Annotated in this window: 21 protein-coding genes; 17 read left to right on the top strand and 4 right to left on the bottom strand. The window is 65.9% G+C overall.

The genetic code is table 11. The annotated features are described in order from the left end of the window. The first annotated feature begins 96 nt into the window (after positions 1-96). The 10 genes from SA190iCDA_RS20010 (at position 97) to SA190iCDA_RS19965 (ending at position 12077) form a co-directional block, all read left to right on the top strand. Entirely contained in the window at positions 97-639 is a 543-nt protein-coding gene (locus tag SA190iCDA_RS20010) for a YaeQ family protein (protein WP_070888029.1), read from the top strand. A gap of 209 nt (positions 640-848) precedes the next feature. Next, the gene (gene recJ / locus SA190iCDA_RS20005; protein WP_070888057.1) at positions 849-2561 is read left to right on the top strand and encodes a single-stranded-DNA-specific exonuclease RecJ; all 1713 of its coding nucleotides are present in this window, start codon (positions 849-851) and stop codon (positions 2559-2561) included. A 169-nt stretch (positions 2562-2730) separates the two neighbouring features. Next, entirely contained in the window at positions 2731-3459 is a 729-nt protein-coding gene (locus SA190iCDA_RS20000) for a tellurite resistance TerB family protein (RefSeq protein ID WP_070888030.1), read from the top strand. 199 nt (positions 3460-3658) lie between these two features. Then, positions 3659-5281, top strand: coding sequence for a methyl-accepting chemotaxis protein (locus SA190iCDA_RS19995; protein ID WP_070888058.1), 1623 nt, complete (start codon positions 3659-3661; stop codon positions 5279-5281). Positions 5282-5285: 4 nt separating this feature from the next. Then, complete coding sequence (locus SA190iCDA_RS19990) at positions 5286-5792, top strand: chemotaxis protein CheW (RefSeq protein WP_070888031.1); 507 nt, start codon at positions 5286-5288, stop codon at positions 5790-5792. Beyond that, complete coding sequence (locus SA190iCDA_RS19985; RefSeq protein ID WP_070888032.1) at positions 5789-7036, top strand: CheR family methyltransferase; 1248 nt, start codon at positions 5789-5791, stop codon at positions 7034-7036. The genes SA190iCDA_RS19990 and SA190iCDA_RS19985 overlap by 4 nt, the downstream gene beginning before the upstream one ends. Further along, on the top strand, positions 7026-7706 hold the full coding sequence (locus SA190iCDA_RS19980) for a chemotaxis protein CheW (RefSeq protein ID WP_070888033.1): 681 nt from the start codon (positions 7026-7028) through the stop codon (positions 7704-7706). The genes SA190iCDA_RS19985 and SA190iCDA_RS19980 overlap by 11 nt, the downstream gene beginning before the upstream one ends. Next, complete coding sequence (locus SA190iCDA_RS19975; protein WP_070888034.1) at positions 7703-9997, top strand: hybrid sensor histidine kinase/response regulator; 2295 nt, start codon at positions 7703-7705, stop codon at positions 9995-9997. Before SA190iCDA_RS19980 ends, SA190iCDA_RS19975 begins: the two co-directional genes overlap by 4 nt. Beyond that, positions 9994-10995 carry a chemotaxis response regulator protein-glutamate methylesterase gene (locus tag SA190iCDA_RS19970; RefSeq protein WP_070888035.1) on the top strand — a complete coding sequence of 334 codons (1002 nt, stop codon included), beginning with the start codon at positions 9994-9996 and terminating at the stop codon, positions 10993-10995. Before SA190iCDA_RS19975 ends, SA190iCDA_RS19970 begins: the two co-directional genes overlap by 4 nt. A gap of 50 nt (positions 10996-11045) precedes the next feature. Then, positions 11046-12077: a diguanylate cyclase gene (locus tag SA190iCDA_RS19965; RefSeq protein ID WP_070888036.1), complete on the top strand. Its 1032-nt coding sequence runs from the start codon at positions 11046-11048 to the stop codon at positions 12075-12077. Position 12078: 1 nt separating this feature from the next. On the opposite strand, the gene SA190iCDA_RS19960 is transcribed toward SA190iCDA_RS19965, so the two are convergent. Next, positions 12079-13725: a diguanylate cyclase domain-containing protein gene (locus SA190iCDA_RS19960; protein WP_070888037.1), complete on the bottom strand. Its 1647-nt coding sequence runs from the start codon at positions 13723-13725 to the stop codon at positions 12079-12081. Between the two features lie 192 nt (positions 13726-13917). Between SA190iCDA_RS19960 and prfB the strand changes: the two genes are divergently transcribed. The 5 genes from prfB to SA190iCDA_RS19935 all read left to right on the top strand — a co-directional run bounded on the left by prfB (position 13918) and on the right by SA190iCDA_RS19935 (position 19199). Continuing rightward, a protein-coding gene (prfB, locus tag SA190iCDA_RS19955) for a peptide chain release factor 2 (RefSeq protein ID WP_139159568.1) occupies positions 13918-15013 on the top strand; the annotation gives its coding sequence in 2 pieces (ribosomal slippage) (positions 13918-13989 and positions 13991-15013; 1095 coding nt in all). Between the two features lie 127 nt (positions 15014-15140). Next, a complete protein-coding gene (gene lysS / locus SA190iCDA_RS19950; RefSeq protein WP_070888039.1) occupies positions 15141-16643 on the top strand; it encodes a lysine--tRNA ligase in 1503 nt (500 codons plus the stop codon). Positions 16644-16932: 289 nt separating this feature from the next. Further along, entirely contained in the window at positions 16933-17484 is a 552-nt protein-coding gene (locus SA190iCDA_RS19945; RefSeq protein ID WP_070888040.1) for a hypothetical protein, read from the top strand. Between the two features lie 28 nt (positions 17485-17512). Continuing rightward, the gene (locus tag SA190iCDA_RS19940) at positions 17513-18808 is read left to right on the top strand and encodes a flavohemoglobin expression-modulating QEGLA motif protein (RefSeq protein WP_070888041.1); all 1296 of its coding nucleotides are present in this window, start codon (positions 17513-17515) and stop codon (positions 18806-18808) included. Positions 18809-18896: 88 nt separating this feature from the next. Continuing rightward, positions 18897-19199: a hypothetical protein gene (locus SA190iCDA_RS19935; RefSeq protein WP_070888042.1), complete on the top strand. Its 303-nt coding sequence runs from the start codon at positions 18897-18899 to the stop codon at positions 19197-19199. A 317-nt stretch (positions 19200-19516) separates the two neighbouring features. Here SA190iCDA_RS19935 and SA190iCDA_RS19930 read toward each other — a convergent pair whose 3' ends face one another. From SA190iCDA_RS19930 to SA190iCDA_RS19920, 3 genes are all read right to left on the bottom strand, one after another. Further along, positions 19517-20302, bottom strand: coding sequence for an OmpA family protein (locus tag SA190iCDA_RS19930; protein WP_070888043.1), 786 nt, complete (start codon positions 20300-20302; stop codon positions 19517-19519). 44 nt (positions 20303-20346) lie between these two features. Continuing rightward, positions 20347-20787 (bottom strand): DUF4398 domain-containing protein, encoded by a 441-nt coding sequence (locus tag SA190iCDA_RS19925; protein ID WP_070888044.1) that lies wholly within the window; start codon positions 20785-20787, stop codon positions 20347-20349. A gap of 235 nt (positions 20788-21022) precedes the next feature. Next, positions 21023-21367 (bottom strand): pilin assembly protein, encoded by a 345-nt coding sequence (locus SA190iCDA_RS19920; protein ID WP_070888045.1) that lies wholly within the window; start codon positions 21365-21367, stop codon positions 21023-21025. 165 nt (positions 21368-21532) lie between these two features. On the opposite strand from SA190iCDA_RS19920, the gene ppc reads away from it, so the two are divergent. Next, positions 21533-24169 (top strand): phosphoenolpyruvate carboxylase, encoded by a 2637-nt coding sequence (gene ppc / locus SA190iCDA_RS19915; protein ID WP_070888046.1) that lies wholly within the window; start codon positions 21533-21535, stop codon positions 24167-24169. A gap of 334 nt (positions 24170-24503) precedes the next feature. Next, the gene (gene adk / locus SA190iCDA_RS19910) at positions 24504-25151 is read left to right on the top strand and encodes an adenylate kinase (protein ID WP_070888047.1); all 648 of its coding nucleotides are present in this window, start codon (positions 24504-24506) and stop codon (positions 25149-25151) included. Positions 25152-25244: the final 93 nt, after the last annotated feature.

Raw genomic sequence — 25244 nt, 5'->3', positions numbered from 1 at the left:
GACGCGTGGCGGGCGCCTCCTTTGGGCGGCGCTTTGCCCACGCTCCTGGCCGGCCTGATAGACTGGCGCACTTTTCCGAATTTCAAGAAGCGCGCCATGGCCCTGCCGTCCACGACCTACAAGATCGATCTCAACCTCACCGATATCGATCGCAGCATCTACGAAAGCCTGCGTTTCACCGTGGCCCGCCACCCTTCGGAAACCGAGGAGCGCCTGGCCGCGCGGCTGATCGCCTATGCGCTGTTCTATCAGGAAAGCCTGGCCTTTGGCCGTGGCCTGTCGGACGTCGACGAGCCGGCGCTGTGGGAGAAGAGCCTGGATGGTCGTGTGCTGCACTGGATCGAAGTCGGCCAGCCGGACAGCGAGCGCATCACCTGGTGCTCGCGGCGCACCGAGAAATTCAGCCTGGTGGCCTACGGCAACCTGCGCGTCTGGCAGACCAAGTGCCTGGATCCGGTGCGCAGCCTGAAGAACATCAACGTCGTCTCCCTGGGCCAGGAGGCCTTGGCCGAACTGTCCCAGGATCTGCCGCGCTCGCTGAGCTGGAGCGTGATGATCAGCGACGGCGAACTGTTCGTCACCGACGAGCGCGGCCAGCACGAGATTCCGGTCGAGTGGCTGACAGGCGAGCGTTTCTGAGTCTTTCGTTTTACTGTAAGAGCCTGTCACTATCTATGGTCTCCCCTTCATCGACTTTGCTGGCAAAGTTGTATAAACGGCCTTTGTAGGGTGGACGACGCTTCATCCGTCCACGGTTCTGCAATTGCAGTGGTGGACAAAAAAAGCGTTGTCCACCCTACGTCAGCTACAGATCGTGAGCAGGCTCTAATGAATAGAAGTTGATTTTCATGCGTATCGAGTCCCGCCCGCTTCCCGCCTCACTGCCCGACCTGGGCAACCTGCCGCCCTTGTTGACCCGCCTTTATGCCGCGCGCGGGGTGCTCTCGGCAGTGGAACTGGAAAAGGGCCTGGCGCGGCTGATTCCGTTTTCCCAACTCAAGGGTATCGAGGCGGCGGTCGAGCTGTTGGTCGAAGGTCTGCGCCAGCGTCAGCGCATGCTGATCGTCGGCGACTTCGACGCCGATGGCGCCACGGCCAGCACCGTCGGGCTGCTCGGCCTGCGCATGCTGGGCGCCGCCCATGTCGATTACCTGGTGCCCAACCGCTTCGAGTACGGCTATGGCCTGACCCCGGAGATCGTCGCCGTGGCGCTGAGCCGCGAGCCCGAACTGCTGATCACCGTGGACAACGGCATCTCCAGCATCGACGGCGTGGCGGCTGCCAAGGCAGCCGGGCTGAAGGTGCTGGTCACCGACCACCACCTGCCGGGCCACGAGCTGCCGGCGGCCGACGCCATCGTCAATCCCAACCAGCCGGGCTGCAGCTTCCCGAGCAAATCGCTGGCCGGGGTCGGGGTGATCTTCTACGTGTTGCTGGCGCTGCGTGCGCGGCTGCGCGAGGTGGGCTGGTTCACGGCCGAGCGAGCGGAGCCGAACCTGGGCGAACTGCTCGACCTGGTGGCCCTGGGCAGTGTCGCCGACGTGGTGCCGCTGGACGCCAACAACCGCATCCTGGTGCACCAGGGCCTGGCGCGTATTCGTGCCGGTCGCGCCCGGCCCGGGCTGCGTGCGCTGCTGGAAGTGGCCGGCAAGCAACATGGGCGCATCACCTCCACCGACCTGGGTTTCATTCTTGGCCCGCGCCTGAATGCGGCGGGGCGCCTCGACGACATGAGCCTGGGCATCGAGTGCCTGCTCTGCGAAGACGAAGCCCTGGCCCGCGACATGGCGGTGCAGCTCGACCAGCTCAACCAGGACCGCAAGGCCATCGAGCAGGGCATGCAGCGCGAGGCCCTGGCCCAGCTAAAGGATTTGCCGCTGGAAAGCCTGCCGTTCGGCCTCTGTCTATTCGAGGCCGACTGGCACCAGGGGGTGATCGGCATCCTCGCTTCGCGCCTGAAGGAGCGCTACCACCGCCCGACCATCGCCTTCGCCGATGCCGGGGAGGGCATGCTCAAGGGCTCGGCGCGCTCGGTGCCGGGCTTTCATATCCGCGATGCGCTGGATGCCGTGGCGTCGCGCCATCCGGGGCTGATCAGCAAGTTCGGCGGCCATGCCATGGCCGCCGGCCTGTCGTTGCCGGCCGAGCACTTCGAGACCTTCGCCAGGGCCTTCGACGACGAAGTGCGCCGCCAGCTCTGCGAGGACGACCTGACCGGCCGCCTGCTTTCCGACGGCGTGCTGAGCATCGATGAATTCAACCTGCCCCTGGCCCGCGAGCTGCGCAATGCCGGCCCCTGGGGGCAACACTTCCCCGAGCCGCTGTTCCACGGCGCCTTCCAGTTGGTGCAGCAGCGTATTGTCGGCGAGCGTCATCTCAAGGTGGTGCTCAAGAGCGAATGCGGCAGCCTGCAGCTGGACGGCATCGCCTTTGGCGTCGACCGCGAAGTGTGGCCCAACCCGACCGTGCGCTGGGTCGAGCTGGCCTACAAGCTGGACGTCAACGAGTTCCGCGGCCAGGAATCGGTGCAGTTGTTGATCTCCCACCTGGCCCCGCGTTAGCAAGCCGTAAAAAGCTACCTGCTGGTTCAGCTTTGAACGGAGCGAGCTTTAGGCCTGTCTATTGACTGGGCTTGGGTGGTCGTGCGCGCAATATCCTGACGCAATCTGTAACCGACGACGGCCCGGCTTCCCAGTAGATTCGTCCGTTCCTGAACCATTGGAGAACTCCATGAATACGCGTGGCTTGCTCGACCAACTGCTGAAGTCCGGGCAGGAATTGCTGCAACAGAAAACCGCTGGCAAGTCTTCGTCCGGGCTCGGTGGTGCGCTGGGCGGCCTGCTGGGCGGCAACGCCGCTGGCGCCGGCAAGGGCGACAACGGCGGCATCGGCTCGATGCTCAAGGGCGCCGGTGGCGGCGCGGCGCTGGCCATGCTGCTGGGCAACAAGCGAGTACGCAAGGTCGGTGGCAAGGTGGCGATCTATGGCGGCCTGGCCGCGCTCGGCGTGATCGCCTACAAGGCCTATGGCAACTGGCAGGCCAAGCAGGCCAATGCGCCCAAGGGCGAGCCGCAGACCCTCGATCGCCTGCCGGCGCCGCAGGTGGAGCTGCACAGCCAGGGCATCCTCAAGGCGCTGGTGGCGGCGGCCAAGGCCGATGGCCATGTCGACGAGCGCGAGCGGGAGTTGATCGAAGGCGAGTTCAGCAAGCTGACCAGCGACACTGAAACCCAGCACTGGCTGCACGCCGAGCTGAACAAGCCGCTGGACCCGGCCGATGTGGCGCGCGCCGCCAGCACCCCGGAAATGGCCGCGGAAATGTACGTGGCCAGCGTACTGATGGTCGACGAGGAGCACTTCATGGAGCGCGCCTACCTGGATGAACTGGCCCGCCACCTGAAGCTCGACCCCGCCCTCAAGGCCGAGCTGGAAGCCCAGGTTCGCCAGGACCTTCAGTAACCCCCGCACCCGGCTGCCGACGGCCGCGCGCCGTCCGGCAGGCGCCGGCCTTGTTCGCCCTTCATGACCCGGCGCCTGTTCTACAGTAAATAGGTCCGGTCTCGCTTGCGCTGCACACGCAACGCCCCTAGAGTCCGGGCGCATAAGCTGCGGGCGCCGCCCTACGGCTGGATCAGGAATATCGGCAATGGGGTTGAATGTGAAGAACTGGACTGTTCGCCAGCGTATCCAGGCAAGTTTTGCGGTCATCATCGCCATCATGTTGCTGATGGCCGCCGCCTCCTTCGAGCGCCTGCTCAAGGTCCAGGACGGTGCAACCCGCCTGCTGGACGACGCCATGCCCGGCATGTTCCATATTACCCAGGTGCGCAGCGTCTGGACGGACATGTTCCACCAGACCATCGTCCAGGTCAGCCTGCGCGAAGCGCACGCACTCGACGACGCGGACCGGCAGCTGATCAAGAGCGCTGGCGACAGGCTGGTCGCCTCGCTGGCCGATTACCGCGCCACCATTCGCGATGACGGCGACCGTGCCGCCCTGGAAGCCTTCGAACGCACCCGCGACCTGTTCGCCCAGCAGCAGGCCGAGGTGCTGAACCTGTACGACCAGGGGCGACAGCCCGAGGCTGCAGCGCGACTCAACGGCCCGCTGACCGATACCTGGAACGAAGGCCGCACCCAGCTCACCGCGATGATCGAGCTGAACCGCGACATGGCCTACGCCTCGGCCGGAGATATCGTGTCGGCGGTCAACCGCGCCGAGCTGAGCATGGCGATTTCCGTGCTGTTGGCGATCGTCGCGGCGTTCGTCTGTGGCTACTTCCTGATGCAGGCGATCACCCGCCCGGTGCAGCAGGTGGTCGACACCTTGCAGGTGCTGGCCGGTGGCGACCTGACCGCGCGCCTGAACCTCGGCCGCCGCGACGAGTTCGGCGCCATCGAAACCGGCTTCAACGGCATGGCCGAGGAGATCAAGACTCTGGTCGCCCAGGCGCAGCGTTCGTCCGTGCAGGTCACCACTTCGGTCACCGAGATCGCCGCCACCTCCAAGCAGCAGCAGGCAACCGCCACCGAAACCGCCGCCACCACCACGGAAATCGGGGCCACCTCGCGGGAGATCGCCGCCACTTCGCGAGACCTGGTGCGCACCATGACCGAGGTCTCCGGCGCCGCCGAGCAGACCTCGACCCTGGCCGGCGCCGGGCAACTGGGCCTGGCGCGCATGGAAGACACCATGCACCAGGTGATGAGCGCTGCCGAACTGGTCAACGCCAAGCTGGCGATCCTCAACGAGAAGGCCGGCAACATCAACCACGTGGTCACCACCATCGTCAAGGTCGCCGACCAGACCAACCTGCTGTCGCTCAACGCGGCCATCGAGGCCGAGAAGGCCGGCGAATACGGCCGCGGCTTCGCGGTGGTGGCCACCGAGGTGCGTCGCCTGGCCGACCAGACGGCGGTGGCCACCTACGATATCGAACAGATGGTGCGCGAGATCCAGTCGGCGGTGTCGGCCGGGGTGATGGGCATGGACCGCTTCTCCGAAGAGGTGCGTCGCGGCATCGCCGAGGTGGGCCAGGTCGGCGAGCAGCTGGCGCAGATCATCCACCAGGTGCAGGCCCTTGCGCCGCGGGTGCTGATGGTCAACGAAGGCATGCAGGCGCAGTCCACCGGTGCCGAGCAGATCAACCAGGCCCTGGTGCAGCTCAGCGAGGCGTCGTCGCAGACCGTCGAGTCGCTGCGCCAGGCCAGCGCCTCTATCGACGACCTCAACCTGGTGGCGAACGGTCTGCGCGCTGGCGTCAGCCGCTTCAAGGTCTGAACCGATGGTCGAGCCAGGCAGGCCTTCGCCGGGGCGGCGTAGCCCGGGGCAACTGTTCCTGCTGTTCAGCATGGGCAGCGACCGTTACGCCCTGGACGTTCACGAGGTGGTCGAGGTATTGCCGTTGCGCCGCTTCAAGCAGATTCCCGCCGCGCCTGACTGGGTCGCCGGGCTGTTCGTGTTTCGCGGCACGCCGGTGCCGGTGGTCGACCTGACCGCCCAGGCGCTCGGCCAGCCCGCGGTAGTGCGCACCAGCACCCGGCTGGTGGTGGTGAACTACAGGCCCCAGGGCGATCAACCGGCGCGCTGGCTGGGCCTGATTCTCGAGCAGGCCAGCGACACCCTGCGCAGCCCTGCCGAGGCCTTCGTGAACAGCGGCGTCAGCCTGGCGGACGCCCGCTATCTGGGGCCGGTGCTCAAGTCCGAGCAGGGGCTGGTGCAGTGGGTGCGGGTTGCCGATCTGCTCGACGAACCAGTTCGCGAACTGCTGTACGCGGAGGGCGCTCGATGAACTCGCGCTTCGCGCAGTTGCTGCACGGCCTGATCGGCCTGGATGCCGAATCGGTCGGCCAGGTGGTGATCGAGCGTGCGGTTCGCCAGCGGGTCGCGGCCCTCGGTTGTGCCAGTGAGGATGCCTATTGGCTGAAAGCGCAGGCGTCGGCCAGCGAGCAACAGGCGCTGGTCGAGGCGGTGGTGGTGCCGGAGACCTGGTTCTTCCGCTACCCGGAGTCCTTCGTCGCGCTGACCAAGCTGGCCGGTGAGCGCAGCACGCAACTGGCTGGCGCCCGGGCGCTGCGCATCCTCAGCCTGCCGTGCTCGACGGGCGAAGAACCTTACTCGATCGCCATGGCACTGCTGGATGCCGGCCTGCCTGGCGATGGCTTTCGCATCGATGCCATGGACATCAGCGAGGTCAACCTGCAGCGCGCCGAGCGTGCCCTGTACGGCCGCAACTCCTTTCGTGGCGATGACCTGGGTTTTCGCGACCGCCATTTCGCCGAGACCGCCGAAGGCTTCGAGCTGCGCGACGAGGTGCGGCGCAAGGTTCGCCTGCTGGCCGGTAACCTGTTGGCCCCCGGCTTGCTGGCCGGTGAGGCCCCCTATGATTTCGTGTTCTGCCGCAACCTGCTGATCTACTTCGACCGGCCCACCCAGCACAGGGTGGCCGCCGTGCTGCAGCGCCTGATGCGCGACGACGGCGCGCTGTTCATCGGGCCGGCGGAAGCCAGCCTGTTCAGCCAGGTCGGCATGCAGGCGCTGAACATTCCACTGGCCTTCGTATTCCGTCGCCAGGCCGCGCGGCCGGCCAGCGTTGTGGTTCAGGGCGTACCGAGCAGCGGCGCGCGGCCCAGGCCTGCGGTCGCGGCGGCCCCCGCCGCCAGGGCGCCGGCGCCGGTCCGTCGCTCCCCCGCGGCTGTGCCTGCCCAGGCGGTGGTCGGCGCGGATACCTCACTGGACGACATTGCCGCCCTCGCCAATGCCGGGCGCAGCGATGAAGCCCGCGCTGCCTGCGAGCGTTACCTGACCAGCCATGGGCCGACCGCCCAGGCCTTCTACTGGCTGGGCCTGCTCAGCGATGTGGCCGGGCGCAGCAACGAGGCCCAGGATTATTACCGCAAGACCCTGTACCTGGCGCCGACCCATGCCGAGGCCCTGGCGCACCTGTCGACGCTGCTCGCCGCCCGGGGCGACCTGGCCGGCGCCAGGCGCCTGCAACAGCGCGCGGGCCGTGGAGTGAGCCGTGATGAGCGATAGTCTGCTGCCGCTGAGCGACGCCGAACGGGATGCCGTCGACGACTGCTGGAACCGCATCGGCGTACGGGGTGACAAGTCCTGCGAGCGCCTGGCCAAGCATATCCACTGCCGTAATTGCGAGGTGCATGCCGAGCTGGCCACCCGCCTGCTCGACCGCTTCGCGCTGCAGCGCGACGACGCCCTGCCCGAGCAGGCGTGGGTCGAGCAGGACAGCGGCGAGCGCCGTTCGCTACTGCTGTTCCGGGTTGGCGATGCCTGGCTGGCGTTGCCGACCCGGGCGCTCAGCGAAGTCGCCGCCAGTACGCCGATTCATTCGCTGCCGCATCAGCGTTCCGTGGGGCTGATCGGCGTGACCAACGTACGCGGTGCCCTGGTGGCCTGTTTTTCTCTCGCCGAGATGCTCGGGCTCGATAGCGGCGAGGTGGTCAGCGAGCGGCGTGTGGTGCCGCGCATGCTGATCTTCAATCTGGCCGACGGGCCGGTGGTGATCCCGGTCGACGAGGTCAACGGCATCGAGGCGATTGCCCTCGGCCAGATCGTCGAGTCGGGGACCGGCAGTGCGCCGGTGGGGCGCCGCTTCGCCGCAGGCGTATTGCAGTGGAAAGGCCGTAGCGTGACCTTGCTCGACGAGCAGATCGTGCAGCAGACCATCGCCAGGAGTCTCGGATGACACCCGATCAGATGCGCGACGCGTCGCTGCTGGAGCTGTTCAAGCTCGAGGCCGAGGCCCAGACCCAGGTGCTCAACAGCGGCCTGCTGGTGCTCGAGCGCGACCCGCGGCATGCCGGCAGCCTGGAGGCCTGCATGCGTGCGGCCCACTCGCTCAAGGGGGCGGCGCGTATCGTCGGGCTGGATGCCGGGGTCAAGGTTGCCCACGTGATGGAGGACTGCCTGGTCGAAGCCCAGGCAGGTCGCCTGCTGCTCAGCCCCGAGCATATCGATGCCTTGCTGCAAGGCGCCGATCTGCTGCTCGGCCTCGGCACGCCGCCGGCGCAGCCTGGCGTGGTCGACCCCGGTATCGACGCGCTGGTGGCGCGCCTGGGGGCGCTGGCACGGGGGCTCCCGGTGCCACCCTTGGCGCCGGTTAAGGCGCCTATTGTCGAAACGGCCAGCGCCGAACCGCCCGAGCCGCCAATCAAGGTGCCCGTCATCGAGCCACCGGTGGCGCCAACGCCCACCAAGCCGGAATTCAGCGAACCGGGTGGCGAGGGCCGGGCACGGATTCTCAGGGTCAGCGCCGAGCGACTCGATCACCTGCTGGATATCTCCAGCAAATCCCTGGTGGAGTTCCAGCGCATCAAGCCCCTGGGCGACAGCCTGCAGCGTCTGAAACGCCTGCAGGCCACCGCCCGCCGCGCGCTGGACGTCGCCCGTGAGGCGCTGCCCAAGGGCGCGGTGGATGCCCAGGCCGAGGCCATGCTGCTGGAAACTCGCCAGGCGCTCGGCGAGTGCCAGCAGCTGCTGGCCCAGCACATGACCGACCTGGACGACTTCGGCTGGCAGGGTGGGCAACGCGCCCAGTCCCTCTACGATGCCGCGCTGGCCTCGCGCATGCGGCCATTCGCCGATGTGCTGGCCGGCCAGGAACGCATGCTGCGTGACCTGTCCCGATCCCTGGGCAAGCAGGTGCGCCTGGTGGTCGAGGGCGAGGGCACCCAGGTCGACCGCGACGTGCTGGAGCGCCTCGAGGCGCCCCTGACCCACCTGCTGCGCAACGCCCTCGACCACGGCATCGAGACGCCGCAGCGGCGCCTGGCACAGGGCAAACCGGCGGAAGGGCAGATCCTGATCCGCGCCCGTCACCATGCCGGCATGCTGCTGCTGGAGCTGCGTGATGATGGCGGCGGCGTGGATCTCGATAAATTACGGCGGGCGGTGATCGAGCGCGGCTTCGCCACCGAGCAGACCGGCGAGCAGTTGACCGAGGAGGAGCTGCTGGCCTTCCTGTTCCTGCCCGGCTTCAGCATGCGTGACCAGGTGACCGAGGTGTCCGGCCGTGGCGTCGGCCTGGATGCCGTGCAGCACATGGTGCGTCAGCTGCGTGGCGGCGTGCGCATGCAGCAGCGCCAGGGCGAGGGCTCGACCTTCCACCTGGAGGTGCCGCTGACCCTGTCGGTGGTGCGCAGCCTGGTGGTCGAGGTGGGCGGCGAAGCCTACGCCCTGCCCCTGGCGCATATCGAACGCATGACCCGCCTGCAGGCCGAAGACATCGTCCAACTCGAAGGGCGCCAGCATTTCTGGAGCGAAGGCCAGCACGTCGGCCTGATCGCCGCCAGCCAGATTCTCCAGCGCCCGGAAGGCAAGCCCAGCGACAACGGCATACCGGTGGTGCTGATCCGCGACCGCGACAGCCTGTTCGGCCTGGTGGTCGAGCGCTTCGTCGGTGAGCGCACCCTGGTGGTGATGCCGCTGGATGCGCGGCTGGGCAAGGTGCAGGACGTCTCGGCCGGCGCCCTGCTGGACGATGGCACCCCGGTGCTGATTCTCGATGTCGAGGACATGCTCCACTCGGTGGCCAAGCTGCTCGGCAGTGGGCGCCTGGAGCGGGTCGACCGCAACGCCCGGCAGTTGCCCGGCAGCAAACGCAAGCGCGTGCTGGTGGTCGACGACTCGCTGACCGTGCGCGAACTGGAGCGCAAGCTTCTGCTGTCACGCGGCTACGACGTCGCCGTGGCGGTGGATGGCATGGATGGCTGGAACGCCTTGCGCGCCGAGCACTTCGACCTGCTGATCACCGATATCGACATGCCGCGCATGGATGGCATCGAACTGGTCACCCTGTTGCGCCGTGACAGCCGCCTGCAGTCGCTGCCGGTGATGGTGGTGTCCTACAAGGATCGCGAAGAGGACCGCCGACGTGGCCTGGATGCCGGGGCCGACTATTATCTTGCCAAGGCCAGTTTCCATGACGAGGCGTTACTCGACGCCGTGGTTGACCTGGTTGGGGAACCGCACGAATGAAGATAGGGATCGTCAATGACATGCCGCTGGCGGTCGAGGCCATTCGCCGCGCCCTGGCCCAGGAGCCGGCGCACCGTATCGCCTGGGTGGCAGGCGATGGGGTCGAGGCCGTGGCCTGCTGCCAGGCCGATTTGCCCGACCTGGTGCTGATGGACCTGCTGATGCCGGTCATGGACGGCGTCGAGGCGACGCGGCGGATCATGGCCCAGACGCCCTGTGCGGTATTGATCGTTTCGGTGGATATCGAGCAGTACGTCAATCGCGTGTTCGAGGCCATGGGGCATGGTGCCCTGGATGCGGTCAACACGCCGTCATTGACCGGCGAGAGCAGCGACGCTGCCGCGCTGCTGCGCAAGATCCAGAACATCGGCTGGCTGATCGGCCAGAGCGGCAATCGCAAGGCCAGCGTCTCATCCGTCTCGTCCAGCGCCTCGGCGGCGCGCCGGTTGGTGGCGATCGGCGCGTCGGCTGGCGGGCCGGCCGCCCTCGCCCTGCTGCTCAAGCAACTGCCCCGTGATTTCAAGGCGGCGGTGATGCTGGTGCAGCACGTCGACGAGGTGTTCGCCGCCGGCATGGCCGACTGGCTGGCCGGGGAGTCGGCCCTGCCGGTGCGCCTGGCCCGCGATGGTGAGCAGCCGCAGCCCGGTGTGGTGCTGCTGGCCGGTACCAACAACCACATGCGCCTCTTGCGCAACGGCACCCTGACCTACACCGAGGAGCCGCGCAGCCACGTCTACCGGCCTTCCATAGACGTGTTCTTCGACAGCCTGGTCGAGCACTGGACGGGCGAGGCCATCGGCGTGCTGCTCACCGGCATGGGCCGTGATGGCGCCCAGGGTCTGAAGAACATGCGCAGCCGCGGCTTTGCCACCCTAGCGCAGAACCAGGCCAGCTGCGCGGTGTATGGCATGCCCAAGGCCGCCGCCGAGCTGCAGGCGGCCAAGGAGATACTTGCGCTGGAGCGCATTGCACCGCGTATCGTCGAGCTGTTTGGCTGATAGACTAACTGGCACCCTAGACGCGCCTTCCATCCGGTCCGGAGACCCACATGCAAGCCCCACCCCATTCCCTAGAAGCATTCGCTTCACGCAAGGACGGCGCGGTCATGGTATTGCTGGTCGATGACCAGGCGATGATCGGTGAAGCGGTGCGGCGCGAGCTGCTGGGCGAGGAGGGTATCGACTTCCATTACTGCTCGGACCCGACCCAGGCCATCGCGGCGGCCGAGCAGCTGCGCCCGACGGTGATTCTGCAGGATCTGGTGATGCCCGGTGTCGACGGTCTGACCCTGCTCGGCGAGTACCGCGCGCGGCCGGCGCTGCGCGATGTGCCGATCATCGTGCTGTCGACCAAGGACGACGCCAGGGTGAAGAGCTCGGCGTTCGCCGCTGGCGCCAACGACTACCTGGTCAAGCTCCCCGATACCATCGAGCTGGTGGCGCGCATCCGCTATCACTCGCGCTCCTACATGGCCCTGCAACAGCGTGACGAAGCCTACCGCGCCCTGCGCGAAAGCCAGCAACAGCTGCTGGAGACCAACCTGGTGCTGCAGCGGCTGATGAACTCCGACGGCCTGACCGGGCTGTCCAATCGTCGTCACTTCGACGAATACCTGGAAATGGAATGGCGCCGTGCCACCCGTGAGCAGGCACCGATGTCGCTGCTGATGATCGACGTCGACTTCTTCAAAAGCTTCAACGACCGCTTTGGCCATGTGGCCGGCGACGATGCCCTGCGTCGCGTAGCCACGGCGCTGCGCGGCAGCTGCAGCCGCTCCACCGACCTGGCGGCGCGCTACGGTGGTGAGGAGTTCGCCATGGTGCTGCCCAGCACCTCGGCCGGCGGTGCGCGACTGCTCGCGGAAAAGGTGCGCCGCGCCGTCACCGACCTGGGCATCCCCCATGACAAGCCCGAGCCAGGCTCGGTGCTGACTGTCAGCATCGGGGTGGCTACCCTGGTGCCGCGAGTCGGTCAAGCCTTCTTGCAACTGGTCAGTCTGGCCGATCAGGGGCTGTACATGGCCAAGCAAGCCGGTCGCGATCAGGTCGGCCTGGTCAACGATACCAGTGCCCTGAGCTGAATCACCCCAGGGCGTCGGGCGCGTCGCCATGCAGCATGACCCGGCCACGGCCGGTCTGCTTGGCTCGGTACAGGGCCTGATCGGCCAGCTCCACCACCTGCTCGAGATCGGCATCGTCCCGGGGCCATAACGCGCCGCCGATGCTGCAGCCGATCTGCAGCTGCTGGTTTTCCCAGAGAATCGGCGCCGCCAGTGCCTGCAGCGTCCGCTCGGCGACCTGCCGGGTCTGGTTGACGCCTTCCCCGGCGGCGACTTGCAGGATCATCAGAAATTCGTCGCCGCCCAGGCGCACCACCAGGTCGCCACCGCGCAGGCAGCCACGCATACGGGACGCGGCCTCGCGTAGCACCTGATCGCCCGCGGCATGGCCATGACGGTCGTTGACCGGTTTGAAGCCATCGAGATCCAGATAGAGCACCGCCAGGCCGTCCTGCGTGCCGTGGTTGCGCTGCTGCGCCCGTGGCAGGAAGCGGGCCAGGGCGGCGCGGTTCGGCAGGCCGGTCAGCGGGTCGTGATGGGCGCGGTTTTCCAGGGCGTCTAGCTCGGTGTGCTGGTGCGTGAGGTTTTCCACCAGGTGGCGGATGGAGTGGCTGAGCCGGGCGATTTCCCGAGGACTGCCGATTTCCGGGATCACGGTGATCTCGCCATTGGCCAGGCGGTCGGCGGCGCGGGCGATGGTGCGCAGCGGGCGGGTCACGTAGCTGGCCAGCAGCCAGCCGCAGGCAGCGAACAGCACCGCGAGCACCACGCCCCAGGCGACTATGCTCAGGTGCATGGCTTGCACTGGCGCATCGGCCAGGCGCAGATCCTGGCGAGCCACGACCATCCAGCCCAGGCCCGGGTAGTCGAGGTAGCCCTGGCTTGCCGTCAGGCCGGTGAGGTAGCGCTTGCCGTCGGGCCAGTGCTGCACGGCCCATTCGCTCTGCTGGGCCGCCAGGTTCTGCATCATCGGCAGATGCAGGCGCTGGCCGACCAGCTCGCGCGGGCCGAGCAGAATGGTGCGGTCACGGCTGATCACGAAGAACTCGATCTGACGGCTGTCTTCGATGGGCTTGAGGATCGCCTCGCGGACCTCCTCGGCCCAGGACCACGACAGGTGCGAGGCGAGGACGCCGACCAGGCGGCCCGTGTCGTCACGCACCGGCAGGCTGATATCGACGAACTTCATCGCCTCGCCGGTGGGGTTGGGCAGCAGCTTGGCCAGCAGCACCGCCTCGTGCACGTCACCGATGAACAGGCCCTGGCTGCCCTCGATAAACACCGGGCGCTGGGCGATGCTGGCGCCCTCGAGAAGACCGTTGCTGGAGGCCAGTACCTGGCCCTGGGCGTCGGTAAAGCCGATCCAGGCGATGGTCGGGAACTTGCCCTGCAGTTCGTCGAGCAGGCGACGCACTTCGCGGGCGTCGCCCGGCTGGCGCAGGGCGGCGAGGCTGCCGATCACCTGCAGCATGCTGGCGCGGCTGTGCATGTCACGGTCCAGGCGGTCGACCATGGTGTAGGACACCTCGGCCAGGTCGCGGCCGATCTCAGTGCGGATGCGCTTGCTCGATTCGCGGCTGATCAGGCTGCCGAGCAGCAGGCTGAGCAGGCACACCAGTAGCACGGTGAGCAGGGCATAGTGGCTACGCAGGCTGTGGGCGCGGAGCATGGTGGCGGGAGATCCTTGGCGCGAGGGCGGGGCTGGTTCGAGTATAGAGGGCCATTGGTCTGCAGGTGGTCGATCACCGCCTAGGGTTTGCTTCCGTTTCAACGGGAGCAGACCCTAACGTGCTGCCAGAATAGCCCGAGTCGGGTATACTCCGCGGCTTTTCCGAAGTTTTACCTGCGAGTGCCGCCAGCCATGGAAATCAACCCGATCCTGAACAGCATCAAGGACCTGTCCGAGCGCACCCAGACCATTCGGGGGTATCTTTGACTACGATCACAAGCATGATCGTCTCGTCGAAGTAAACCGCGAACTCGAAGACCCGAACGTCTGGAACAAGCCCGAATACGCCCAGAGCCTGGGCCGCGAGCGCGCCACCCTGGCGCAGATCGTCGAAACCATCGACGACCTGACCGGTAGCCTGGCCGATTCGCGCGACCTGCTGGAAATGGCCGTCGAGGAAAACGACCAGGGCGCCGTCGACGACGTCGCCGCCGAAGTCGAGCGCCTGCGCGAAATTCTCGAGCAGCTGGAATTCCGCCGCATGTTCAGCCACGAGATGGACCCGAACAACTGCTACCTGGATATCCAGGCCGGCTCCGGCGGTACCGAGGCCCAGGATTGGGCCAACATCCTGCTGCGCATGTACCTGCGCTGGGCCGACAAGCGCGGCTTCAATGCCGAGATCGTCGAGCTGTCCGAAGGTGAAGTCGCGGGTATCAAGGGTGCCACCGTGCACATCAAGGGCGAGTACGCCTTTGGCTGGCTGCGCACCGAGATCGGCGTGCACCGCCTGGTGCGCAAGAGCCCGTTCGACTCCGGGGCCCGTCGCCACACCTCGTTCTCGGCGGTGTTCGTATCGCCCGAGATCGACGACAAGGTGGAGATCGAGATCAACCCCGCCGACCTGCGCGTCGACACCTACCGCTCCTCCGGCGCCGGTGGCCAGCACGTCAACACCACCGACTCGGCGGTGCGTATCACCCACGTGCCGACCAATACCGTGGTGGCCTGCCAGAACGAACGTTCCCAGCACGCCAACAAGGACACCGCCATGAAGATGCTGCGGGCCAAGTTGTACGAGCTGGAGATGCAGAAGCGCAACGCCGCTTCCCAGGCGCTGGAAGACAGCAAGTCGGACATCGGCTGGGGCCACCAGATCCGTTCCTACGTGCTTGACGACTCGCGCATCAAGGACCTGCGTACCGGTGTCGAGCGTAGCGATTGCCAGAAGGTGCTCGACGGCGACCTCGACGGGTACCTCGAAGCCAGCCTCAAACAGGGGCTTTAAGAGCAGTTACAAGCTACAAGCTACAAGCTACAAGCTGCTAGTTGAAGCGGATGAGCCTCTGGTGAGGCAGTCGCTTCAGCCTGGCAGCGATCTTTCCAGAATGATGATTTGACCGGGACGACCCGAAATGAGCGACCAGCAACTCGACCAGCACGAACTGCAACAGGAAGAAAACAAGCTGATTGCCCAGCGCAAGGAAAAGCTTGTTGCCATCCGTGAGCAGGGTGGTGCCTTCCCCAACGACTTCCGCCGCGACAACCTCTGCGCCGACCTGCAGAAACAGTACGTGGACAAGACCAAGGAAGAGCTGGAAGCGGCTGCCATTCCGGTCAAGGTCGCCGGGCGCATCATGCTCAACCGCGGCGCCTTCATGGTCATCCAGGACATGAGCGGGCGCATCCAGGTCTACGTCAATCGCAAGACCCTGCCCGAAGAGACCCTGGCTCAGGTCAAGACCTGGGACATGGGCGACATCATCGCCGCCGAAGGCACCCTGGCCCGGTCGGGCAAGGGCGACCTGTACGTCGAGATGACAGGCGTGCGCCTGTTGACCAAGTCGCTGCGCCCGCTGCCGGACAAGCACCACGGTCTGACCGACACCGAGCAGCGCTACCGCCAGCGCTACGTCGACCTGATCGTCAACGAGGAGGTGCGCGACACCTTCCGCGTGCGTTCCCAGGTCATCGCCCACATCCGTCGTTTCCTCGCCGAGCGCGACTTCCTGGAAGTGGAAACGCCGATGCTGCAGACCATTCCCGGTGGCGCCGCGGCCAAGCCCTTCGAAACCCACCACAACGCCCTGGACATGGCCATGTTCCTGCGCATCGCGCCGGAGCTGTACCTCAAACGCCTGGTGGTCGGTGGCTTCGAGAAGGTCTTCGAGATCAACCGCAACTTCCGTAACGAAGGGGTTTCGACGCGGCACAACCCCGAGTTCACCATGCTCGAGTTCTACCAGGCCTATGCCGACTACGAAGACAACATGGACCTGACCGAGGAACTGTTCCGCGAGCTGGCCCAGACCATCCTCGGCACCACCGACGTACCGTACGGCGACAAGGTGTTCCACTTCGGCGAGCCGTTCGTGCGCCTGTCGGTGTTTGACTCGATCCTCAAGTACAACCCGGACATCACCGCTGCCGACCTCGATGACCTCGACAAGGCCCGCGCCATCGCCAAGCAGGCCGGCGCCAAGGTCCTCGGCCACGAAGGCCTGGGCAAGCTGCAGGTGATGATCTTCGAGGAGCTGGTGGAGCACAAGCTGGAGCAGCCGCACTTCATCACCCGTTATCCGTTCGAAGTCTCGCCGCTGGCCCGGCGCAGCGACGACGATCCGAGCGTCACCGACCGCTTCGAGCTGTTCATCGGTGGCCGCGAGATCGCCAACGCCTACTCCGAGCTCAACGACGCCGAAGACCAGGCCGCACGCTTCCTGCAGCAGGTGGCCGACAAGGATGCCGGTGACGACGAAGCCATGCATTTCGACGCCGACTTCGTGCGCGCCCTCGAATACGGCATGCCGCCGACCGCGGGCGAGGGCATCGGCATCGACCGGCTGGTGATGCTGCTGACCAATTCGCCGTCGATCCGCGACGTGATTCTGTTCCCGCATATGCGCCCGGAACTCTAAGAACCTGATCACGATCTGCTGCGCGTCGGCGCTCCTGCGTTAAAAACAAGCTCGGAATGCTCATTTACCACTTGTAAACTCCGCTTCCTCGCTTGTTTTTGCCTTGGATCGCTCTAGCTCGCGAGATCGTGAACAGGCTCTAAGGGTCGAACGAGCCGCCTCCGGGCGGCTTTTTATTGTCCGCGATTGTGCGCCTATCCTGTTGATGAAAACCCCGCTTGACGCGCTGCGCCAGGGAATCGGACTATCAGCCCGGTGGCAGCCCCACGACTGTCTCGAGGAGAGCATGATGAAAGCCTGGCGCGTATGGGTGGTGCTGTCTTTTCTGCTGTTGAGTGGCTGCCTGGTGACCTTCAAGGAGCCGATCCCGGCCAACGAGGCGGCGCCGATTCCACTGCTCGGGCTGTGGTCACGGGTGGACGAGTGGGGCGAGTTGCGCTACCTGGACATCAGCCGCTCGGGTGCCAACCTGTACAAGGCCGACACCTACGTCGACAACCCGGACAACCTGCCCAGCGCACAGAGCTACAGCTTCACCGTCGCCCACCATGGGCGGCGCTGGTACCTGTCCGCCGGTGTGCCCAAGCGCCTGGGCGCCAACTTCGCCATCGGCGGCTTCGAGCTGACCCAGACGGGCGAGCTGGTGCTCTTCAACCTCGATGTCGAGCGCATTCGCCAGGCCGTTGCCGAGGGCGAGATCAAAGGCAGCGACGTGCAGATGCCCCAGGGCGAAGGCGTGCTGGTGACCAGTGAGTTGGAGAAGGTATTCGCCTACCTCAACGACCCCGCCAACGCCGACCTGTTCGTCGAAGTGGCGCGCTACCAGCGCAGTGCACCCTGAAATCGTCAGTCAAGCAAAGAGGATTGCCATGAACAGCCACACAGCACTCGACGGCTACCAACTGGTGGTGCGCGCGCTGTCCGACCGTATCGTCGAGGCGCAAACGCCGATCCGCGTGCTCGATGCGGTGAAATGGGACGATTCCGTCCGCCAGGCGTTTCTCAAGCACAAGGGGCGCGAGCTGCCAGCCATCGACCGCAACTACTACGACAGCCGCCCCCTGGCGTTCGACCCGGCCGCCAAGAAGCTGGAATTCCAGAACATCGAGCGCGACATCACCCGCCAGCTCGGCCAGTTCAACCCGGTGGGGCAGATCATGCGCCGCATGTGCCGCGAGTACCGCATGGTGATTCGCATGCTGGAAGCCCGCGGCACCTCGGATTTCGGGCTGATATCCCAGGAGCTGTACGGCGCCGCGTCCGATGCCTTCCATGCCGGTGACCCGACCCTGGCGGATCTGGGCCTGATGTTCTCCGACTACCTGAACAACATCGACAGCCGCGGTGACCTCAAGGACGAGCCCAAGACCCTGGGCGCCAAGGAAGCCGTGGCCCTGCTGCAGAGCCGCCTCAACCTGGTGTTCGGCGAGAGCGACAGCACCATCCGCGTGTTCGAGTCCGATGGCATTCTCGCCGACGCCGCGGCGGGCGCCGACTACATCAAGATTCGCAGCGACGCCATGTTCAACGAACGCGACGTCAAGGCACTGGAAGTCCACGAAGGTCTGGTGCACGTGGCTACCACCCTCAACGGCCAGAACCAGCCGATCTGCACCTTTCTGGCCAAGGGCCCGCCCTCGTCGACGGTCACCCAGGAAGGCCTGGCGATCCTCATGGAGGTGATCGCCTTCGCGTCCTATCCCAGCCGCCTGCGCAAGTTGACCAACCGCACCCGCGCCATCCACATGGCCGAGCAGGGCGCCGATTTTCTGCAGGTCTGCGATTTCTACCGCGAGCAGGGCTTCAGCCTGGAAGACAGCTACAGCAATGCCAGCCGCGCCTTCCGCGGCTCGGCGCCGGACGGCCTGCCCTTCACCAAGGACCTGTCGTACCTGAAGGGCTTCATCATGATCTACAACTATATCCAGCTCGCCGTGCGCAAAGGCAAGCTGGAACAGATCCCTTTATTGTTCTGTGGCAAGACCACGCTGGAGGATATGCGTACCCTACGCCAGCTGGTCGATGAAGGGCTGGTGAGCCCACCCAGGTACCTGCCACAGCAGTTTCGCGACCTCAACTCGCTGTCGGCCTGGATGTGCTTCTCCAACTTCCTCAACCACCTGAGCCTGGATCGGATCGAAGCCGACTACGCCAACATTCTCTGAGCAAACGCCTCGAGAAGTGGCGGCGGCGCGACCGTTCTCCACTTCATCGAGCTGCCCCATGGGGACGGCTTGCACCCGAGATGCCGGCATGACAGCGCGCAACCCCATCCCCCTGATTCTCACCGCCATCGGCAGCATCACCGGTACCGTGGCGGTGCTCGGCTTCTACGGCTACCTGCATTTCGCCAAGCCCGAGGACGCCTTGCTGCTGGCCGAGTTCACCATGCTCAAGACCGTTCCCGGCGAGGATTACCGAGTCAGCCTCAAGCCCGCCGATCAGGTGGCGCAGTGCATCGATGGCGTGCTGGTACTGTTCGATCTGCAGCAGAAGGGCCTCAGCGGCGTGCTGGTTGACGATGCCAAGCGGGCGGTGCGCTGCAATCCTTCCTGATTCCTGATTGAACAACGAACACCGCCGGACCAGGGTTCGTCTGGTGAGGCAGCCCGCACCCCCATGGAGGCAGGCTGGCTCAGGCAGGCGGGGCGTCAGACTATAGGGCGTACTCGCCGAGGGCAGTACGCCGTGACAAGCTTCTGCAGATGAGCCACCTCCGGGCGGAGGACTGTTCGCCTAGGCTACGAGCGGCCGGCGTTGCGGCCCGCCTGACCCAGCTGCAACCAGAAACGAAAAACCCCGCCTGAGCGGGGTTTGTCTTGTGAGGTCGCCTGCACCCTCGCGGGGCAGGTTTCCTCAGGCAGGCCGGGGTCTTAGTTGCTCATGGACGAGCGCGGGGCGACCGGCTTGCTGTCGTTGGAGATGGTCACTTCCACACGACGGTTCATGGCGCGGCCGGCCGAATCGCTGTTGCTGGCGACCGGGTATTCCTTGCCATAACCCTGGGCGACGATGCGCTCCGGGCCTACGCCCTGGCTGACCAGCGCGGCACGCACGGTGTTGGCACGGCGCTCGGACAGGCTCTGGTTGTACTGAGCTGAACCGGTGCTGTCGGTGTAGCCTTCGACGATCACCTTGCGGTCCGGGTTTTCCTTCAGGAACTGGGCGAGCTTGGTGATGTTGTGCATGCCGCCGGGCTTGAGCTCGGAGCGATCGAGATCGAACAGCACGTCACCGAAGGTCACCAGGGTGCCGCGCTCGGTCTGCTTGGCGTTCATGCTCTCCTGCAGCTGCTTGATCTGCGCGTCACGGGCTTCCAGGCGCGCCTGGGCACGCTGGGCGCCGGTCTGCTCCAGGTTCTGCTCGGTGGTGCGCAGGGCGATGGTCTGCTCGGCCAGCTCGATGCGCTTGTTGGCCAGGTAGGACAGCTGGTCGACGCGCTTCTCGTCTTCTTTCTCGCGGTAGGCTTTCTCCGCACGCTCCAGCGCTTCGCCGGCGTCCTTGGTTTCCAGGGCTGCCACTTTGACCGACTCCGGGTTGGTCTGCAGGCTGGAGTAGCTGCTGCGCGCCTGTTCCAGGTTGACGTTGGGCTTGGAGGCACAAGCGGCCAGGCCGACGCTCAGGGCCAGCAGGGCAGGAATCATCACTTGATTACGCATGGTCGTTCATCCTTCTATGAATTGGCGAAAGCGGTAGCGGGGCGTTATTGCTGCTGACCCTGGGTACGGATCTGCTGGGCGCCGCGCATGCCTTCCTGACGCAGCTCTTCGATGCCCTGCTGAGCATCCTTGAGCGCCTTGTCAGCCTTGGCAGCCTGGGTCTTGCGGGTCGCTACGCGGGCATCCCACTCGGCCTGCTCGGCCAGGCGCTTGGCCTCTTCGTAGTTCTCCTCGACCAGTTCCAGCTCGGCCTGCTTGAGCTTGTCCTGAGCGGATTTGGTTTCCACTGCAGCGAATTCCGTACCACCAGAGCTGACGGCTTCATTGACGGCGGACTTGGTCACGGCCATCTGCTCGCTGGGCGGGTTGCCGGCGCAGCCAGCCAGCAGCAGGCTGCTGCCAATGGCCAGCGCAGCGACCTTCCAGCTGGCCAGTTGGGTACGAGCGTTTGGGGCAGTTTTAGTGGTCATGGTGTGCAACTCCATTGGTAAATAACTGGCAAAACAGTCGGTTCCACGATGGTTACCTGCCGTGCGGAGCTCAGGAGCCAGGGCTGCTGAGTAAGTTTTTCTCCGGCGACCAGTGGTCGCGTCGGCATAGTTCTGTGAGTTGGCAGCGGGGTGAAACGTTCAGCAAAAAACTGCGGATTGCCAGTACGGTGGCCTCAGCAATTCGACGCAGGCCACGGCATCAGCGGCCTGCGCAAGGCTGACCGATCGATCAGGGCATGGTCGTCGGCTGTTCGGCATCGAACTCCTGGCGGTAATGGCGGGCCAGTTCGAGAAAGCGTGGGGTCGGCCCGATGTCCTCGTAGACCGGGTTGCCTTCTTCATCGGTGGCCACCACCTGGCTGCCCTGTACGTACGGCAGGCTGGCCTCCAGGTCTTCCAGGGCGGCGGCCAGCAATTCGGCCAGCAGGTCCTCGGGGCGACGCTTGGGGTACATATGACTGAGCGCGGCCAGGCGAGCAGCGGCCTCCACATCCAGATGCACCTGGTAGGGCGTGCTGGCCAGGCGGCCGGTTGCATTCTGTTCCCATTGCTGGACGAGCTGGCGGATCTTCATAGGTACCTCGGGGCAGGGGAGTCTTCTAGAGACCCGGGCCGTTCGGCGGCGTTCCGGTGGATGCTCATGGCGAAGCCTTCCTGCGGCGTTGGTCGCAGGGCGGCTTGTCAGGCGCGTCATGGCTGGGCAATCTGAAGGCTCACGCAGAGGGGTAGGGAGACTGGTATGACGCAAATCGATGCACGTCTACGCGAGGACGTTCACCAGCTCGGTGAGCTGCTCGGCAGTACCATCCGCGACCAGCACGGCGAGGCCTTTCTCGACAAGATCGAGCGCATTCGCAAGGGCGCCAAGGCCGCGCGCCAGGGCTCGGCCGACGGCGCACGGCAGCTCAGCGACACCCTCGACGGGCTCGCGGACGACGAGCTGCTGCCGGTGGCCCGGGCCTTCAACCAGTTTCTCAACCTGGCCAATATCGCCGAGCAGTACCACCGGGTGCGTCGTCGTGAAGCCGGCGAGGCGCAACCCTTCGAAAACCGCGTGTTCGACGAGCTCCTGCAGCGCCTGCGCGCCAATGGCCATGATGGCGAGGCCCTGGCCCGCCAGGTCGCGCAGCTGGATATCGAACTGGTGCTCACCGCGCACCCCACCGAGGTGTCACGGCGCACGCTGATCCAGAAGTACGACGCCATTTCCGCCCAACTGGCCGAGCAGGATCACAGTGACCTGTCGGGCGCCGAGCGCGAAGCCATCGCCAGCCGCCTGCAACGGCTGATCGCCGAGGCCTGGCACACCGAGGAAATCCGCCGGGTGCGGCCCACCCCGGTGGACGAAGCCAAGTGGGGCTTCGCGGTGATCGAGAATTCACTTTGGTACGCGCTGCCCATGGTGATGCGCAAGGCCGACCGGGCGTTGCAGCGCGAGACCGGGCAGCGCCTGCCGCTGGAGGCCGCGCCGATTCGTTTCGCCTCCTGGATGGGCGGTGATCGCGACGGCAACCCCAACGTGACTGCCAAGGTCACCCGCGAGGTGTTGCTGCTGGCCCGCTGGATGGCCGCCGACCTGTACCTGCGCGATATCGACAGCCTGGCCGCCGAACTGTCCATGCAGCGCGCCAATGACGAGCTGCGCGCGCACGCCGGCGACAGCGCCGAGCCGTATCGGGCGGTGCTCAAGCAGCTGCGCGAGCGGCTGCGTGCCACCCGCGCCTGGGCCCACGAAGCGCTGGCCGGCCCGGTCAATCCGCCGGCACAGGTGCTGCACGACAACGCCGATCTGCGCGAGCCGCTGCTGCTCTGCTACCGCTCGCTGCACGACTGCGGTATGGGCGTGATCGCCGATGGCCCACTGCTGGATTTCCTGCGCCGGGTGGGCACCTTCGGGCTGTTCCTGGTGCGCCTCGACGTACGCCAGGACGCCACCCGTCATGCTTCAGCCATGGCCGAGATCACCGAGTACCTGGGCCTGGGCCGCTACGACAGTTGGGACGAAGAGCAGCGGCTGGCATTCCTGCAGGCGGAACTGGGCGGTCGCAGGCCCTTGTTGCCCGCCGACTTCAACCCCAGCGCCGATACCGCCGAAGTGCTCGCCACCTGCCGCGAAGTGGCGGCCGCGCCGGCAGCCTCGCTGGGTTCCTACGTGATCTCCATGGCCGGCGCCGCCTCGGACGTGCTCGCCGTGCAATTGCTGCTCAAGGAGGCCGGGCTGCGCCGCCCGATACGCGTGGTGCCGCTGTTCGAAACCCTGGCTGACCTGGACAACGCCGCCGTCGCCATCGAGCGGTTGCTCGCGCTGCCGGACTATCGCGCCGGTCTGCAGGGGCCCCAGGAAGTGATGATCGGTTACTCGGACTCCGCCAAGGACGCCGGCACCACGGCGGCCGCCTGGGCCCAGTACCGTGCCCAGGAAAGCCTGGTGAGGATCTGCCGTGAACATGCTGTCGAACTGCTGCTGTTCCATGGCCGCGGCGGCACCGTGGGGCGCGGTGGCGGCCCGGCCCACGAGGCGATTCTGTCGCAGCCGCCCGGCTCGGTGAACGGGCGCTTTCGCACCACCGAGCAGGGCGAGATGATCCGCTTCAAGTTCGGCATGCCGGATATCGCCGAGCAGAACCTCAATCTCTACCTGGCCGCGGTACTGGAGGCCACCTTGTTGCCGCCGCCGGCGCCGCGACAGGCCTGGCGCGAGCAGATGGACAAGCTGGCGGCCGACGGCGTGGCCACCTACCGCGGCGTGGTGCGCGAGCACCCGCAATTCGTCGAGTACTTCCGCCAGGCCACGCCCGAGCAGGAGCTCGGGCGCCTGCCCCTGGGCAGCCGGCCCGCCAAGCGACGTGAAGGCGGCGTGGAAAGCCTGCGCGCCATCCCGTGGATCTTCGCCTGGACCCAGACACGCCTGATGCTGCCCGCCTGGCTGGGCTGGGAGGCCGCCCTGCGTAACGCGCTGCAGCGCGGCGAAGGTGAACTGCTGAGCGAAATGCGCGAGCAGTGGCCGTTCTTTCGCACCCGGATCGACATGCTGGAAATGGTGTTGGCCAAGGCCGACGAGTCGATCGCCAGGCTGTACGACGAGCGTCTGGTGGACAGCGAACTGCATCCCCTGGGCACCCATTTACGCGACCTATTGTCGCAGGCGAGCGAGGTGGTGCTGGGTCTGACCGGCCAATCGCAGCTGTTGACCCACAGCCCCGAGACCCTGGAATTCATCACCGTGCGCAACACCTACCTGGATCCTCTGCACCTGTTGCAGGCCGAACTGCTGGCCCGTTCCCGGCAGCGCGAACAGGAGGCGGGCAGCGCTCTGGAGCAGGCGCTGCTGGTCAGTGTGGCAGGCATTGCCGCCGGGCTGCGCAATACCGGTTGAGGGCTGCTGCCGACTGGCCAGTTTCAGGGATCAGGCAGTAAAAGATCGGGAAATTCCGGCTATTTGCAGGCAATTGGCCATTGCCAGGGCGCTTTCGACTTTGGTTGGATGGCGCCCGGTGCTCGGCTGCGTTCAAGCTGTACAGGCGTAACGGCACGAGCACCATGAAGTCGCCATGGGCGGCGGCTTTCGACCGCTTGTGCGGCATTGGAGCGCTGTGTATCTTGATCGACCTTCTGACAGTTCGGCACCTGGCCGGGCTGGCGAAACCCAGTTGCGATTGGCCCCGCAAGGCGAGTCCACCATCAATACCAAGAACTTGAGGAGCACATCGATGCGCGTGATTCTGTTGGGGGCGCCCGGTGCCGGCAAAGGTACTCAGGCAGGTTTCATCACCAAGAAATTCTCGATTCCCCAGATCTCCACGGGCGATATGCTGCGTGCGGCGGTCAAGGCCGGCACCGAGCTGGGCCTTGCGGCCAAGAGCGTGATGGACGCTGGCGGCCTGGTCTCCGATGAGCTGATCATCAACCTGGTCAAGGAGCGCATCGCTCAGCCCGATTGCGCCAAGGGCTTCCTGTTCGACGGGTTCCCGCGCACCATCCCACAGGCCCAGGCTCTCAAGGACGCTGGCGTGCAGATCGACCACGTGGTGGAAATCGCCGTCGACGACGAAGAGATCGTCGGCCGCATCGCCGGTCGCCGTGTGCACCCGGGCTCGGGCCGCGTGTACCACACCGAGCACAACCCGCCGAAGGTTCCTGGCAAGGACGACGAAACCGGTGAAGAGCTGATCCAGCGCGAGGACGACAAGGAGGCCACCGTGCGCCATCGCCTGTCGGTCTATCACTCCCAGACCAAGCCCCTGGTGGACTTCTACCAGAAGCTGTCGGCTGCCGAGGGCACACCCAAGTACAGTGCTATCGAAGGTGTCGGCTCGGTCGAGCAGATCACCGCCAAGGTGCTGGCAGCGCTGAGCTGACCTGACCTACGCCAACAACGGCCCGCTTGCGGGCCGTTGTCGTTTCTGGGCATGCCAGGGTGGGCTAGGGCCCGGCTCGAGTCGCGGGTGGGC

Origin of the sequence: Pseudomonas argentinensis (assembly GCF_001839655.2) — a bacterium.
In the GTDB taxonomy this organism is placed as follows: Bacteria; Pseudomonadota; Gammaproteobacteria; order Pseudomonadales; family Pseudomonadaceae; genus Aquipseudomonas; species Aquipseudomonas argentinensis_B.
Note: the sequence above shows the minus strand (reverse complement) of the source record. Positions and strands in the feature narration are given on the sequence as shown.

Coding starts and splice junctions, on each gene's coding strand:
- SA190iCDA_RS19980 (WP_070888033.1), top strand. CDS start 7,026: ATGAGCGATAGTCTGCTGCCGCTGAGCGACGCCGAACGGGATGCCGTC.
- SA190iCDA_RS19990 (WP_070888031.1), top strand. CDS start 5,286: ATGGTCGAGCCAGGCAGGCCTTCGCCGGGGCGGCGTAGCCCGGGGCAA.
- recJ (WP_070888057.1), top strand. CDS start 849: ATGCGTATCGAGTCCCGCCCGCTTCCCGCCTCACTGCCCGACCTGGGC.
- SA190iCDA_RS19935 (WP_070888042.1), top strand. CDS start 18,897: ATGACAGCGCGCAACCCCATCCCCCTGATTCTCACCGCCATCGGCAGC.
- ppc (WP_070888046.1), top strand. CDS start 21,533: ATGACGCAAATCGATGCACGTCTACGCGAGGACGTTCACCAGCTCGGT.
- SA190iCDA_RS19925 (WP_070888044.1), bottom strand. CDS start 20,787: ATGGAGTTGCACACCATGACCACTAAAACTGCCCCAAACGCTCGTACC.
- SA190iCDA_RS19930 (WP_070888043.1), bottom strand. CDS start 20,302: ATGCGTAATCAAGTGATGATTCCTGCCCTGCTGGCCCTGAGCGTCGGC.
- SA190iCDA_RS19985 (WP_070888032.1), top strand. CDS start 5,789: ATGAACTCGCGCTTCGCGCAGTTGCTGCACGGCCTGATCGGCCTGGAT.
- SA190iCDA_RS20000 (WP_070888030.1), top strand. CDS start 2,731: ATGAATACGCGTGGCTTGCTCGACCAACTGCTGAAGTCCGGGCAGGAA.
- adk (WP_070888047.1), top strand. CDS start 24,504: ATGCGCGTGATTCTGTTGGGGGCGCCCGGTGCCGGCAAAGGTACTCAG.
- SA190iCDA_RS19975 (WP_070888034.1), top strand. CDS start 7,703: ATGACACCCGATCAGATGCGCGACGCGTCGCTGCTGGAGCTGTTCAAG.
- SA190iCDA_RS19945 (WP_070888040.1), top strand. CDS start 16,933: ATGAAAGCCTGGCGCGTATGGGTGGTGCTGTCTTTTCTGCTGTTGAGT.
- SA190iCDA_RS19940 (WP_070888041.1), top strand. CDS start 17,513: ATGAACAGCCACACAGCACTCGACGGCTACCAACTGGTGGTGCGCGCG.
- lysS (WP_070888039.1), top strand. CDS start 15,141: ATGAGCGACCAGCAACTCGACCAGCACGAACTGCAACAGGAAGAAAAC.
- SA190iCDA_RS20010 (WP_070888029.1), top strand. CDS start 97: ATGGCCCTGCCGTCCACGACCTACAAGATCGATCTCAACCTCACCGAT.
- SA190iCDA_RS19970 (WP_070888035.1), top strand. CDS start 9,994: ATGAAGATAGGGATCGTCAATGACATGCCGCTGGCGGTCGAGGCCATT.
- SA190iCDA_RS19965 (WP_070888036.1), top strand. CDS start 11,046: ATGCAAGCCCCACCCCATTCCCTAGAAGCATTCGCTTCACGCAAGGAC.
- SA190iCDA_RS19960 (WP_070888037.1), bottom strand. CDS start 13,725: ATGCTCCGCGCCCACAGCCTGCGTAGCCACTATGCCCTGCTCACCGTG.
- SA190iCDA_RS19920 (WP_070888045.1), bottom strand. CDS start 21,367: ATGAAGATCCGCCAGCTCGTCCAGCAATGGGAACAGAATGCAACCGGC.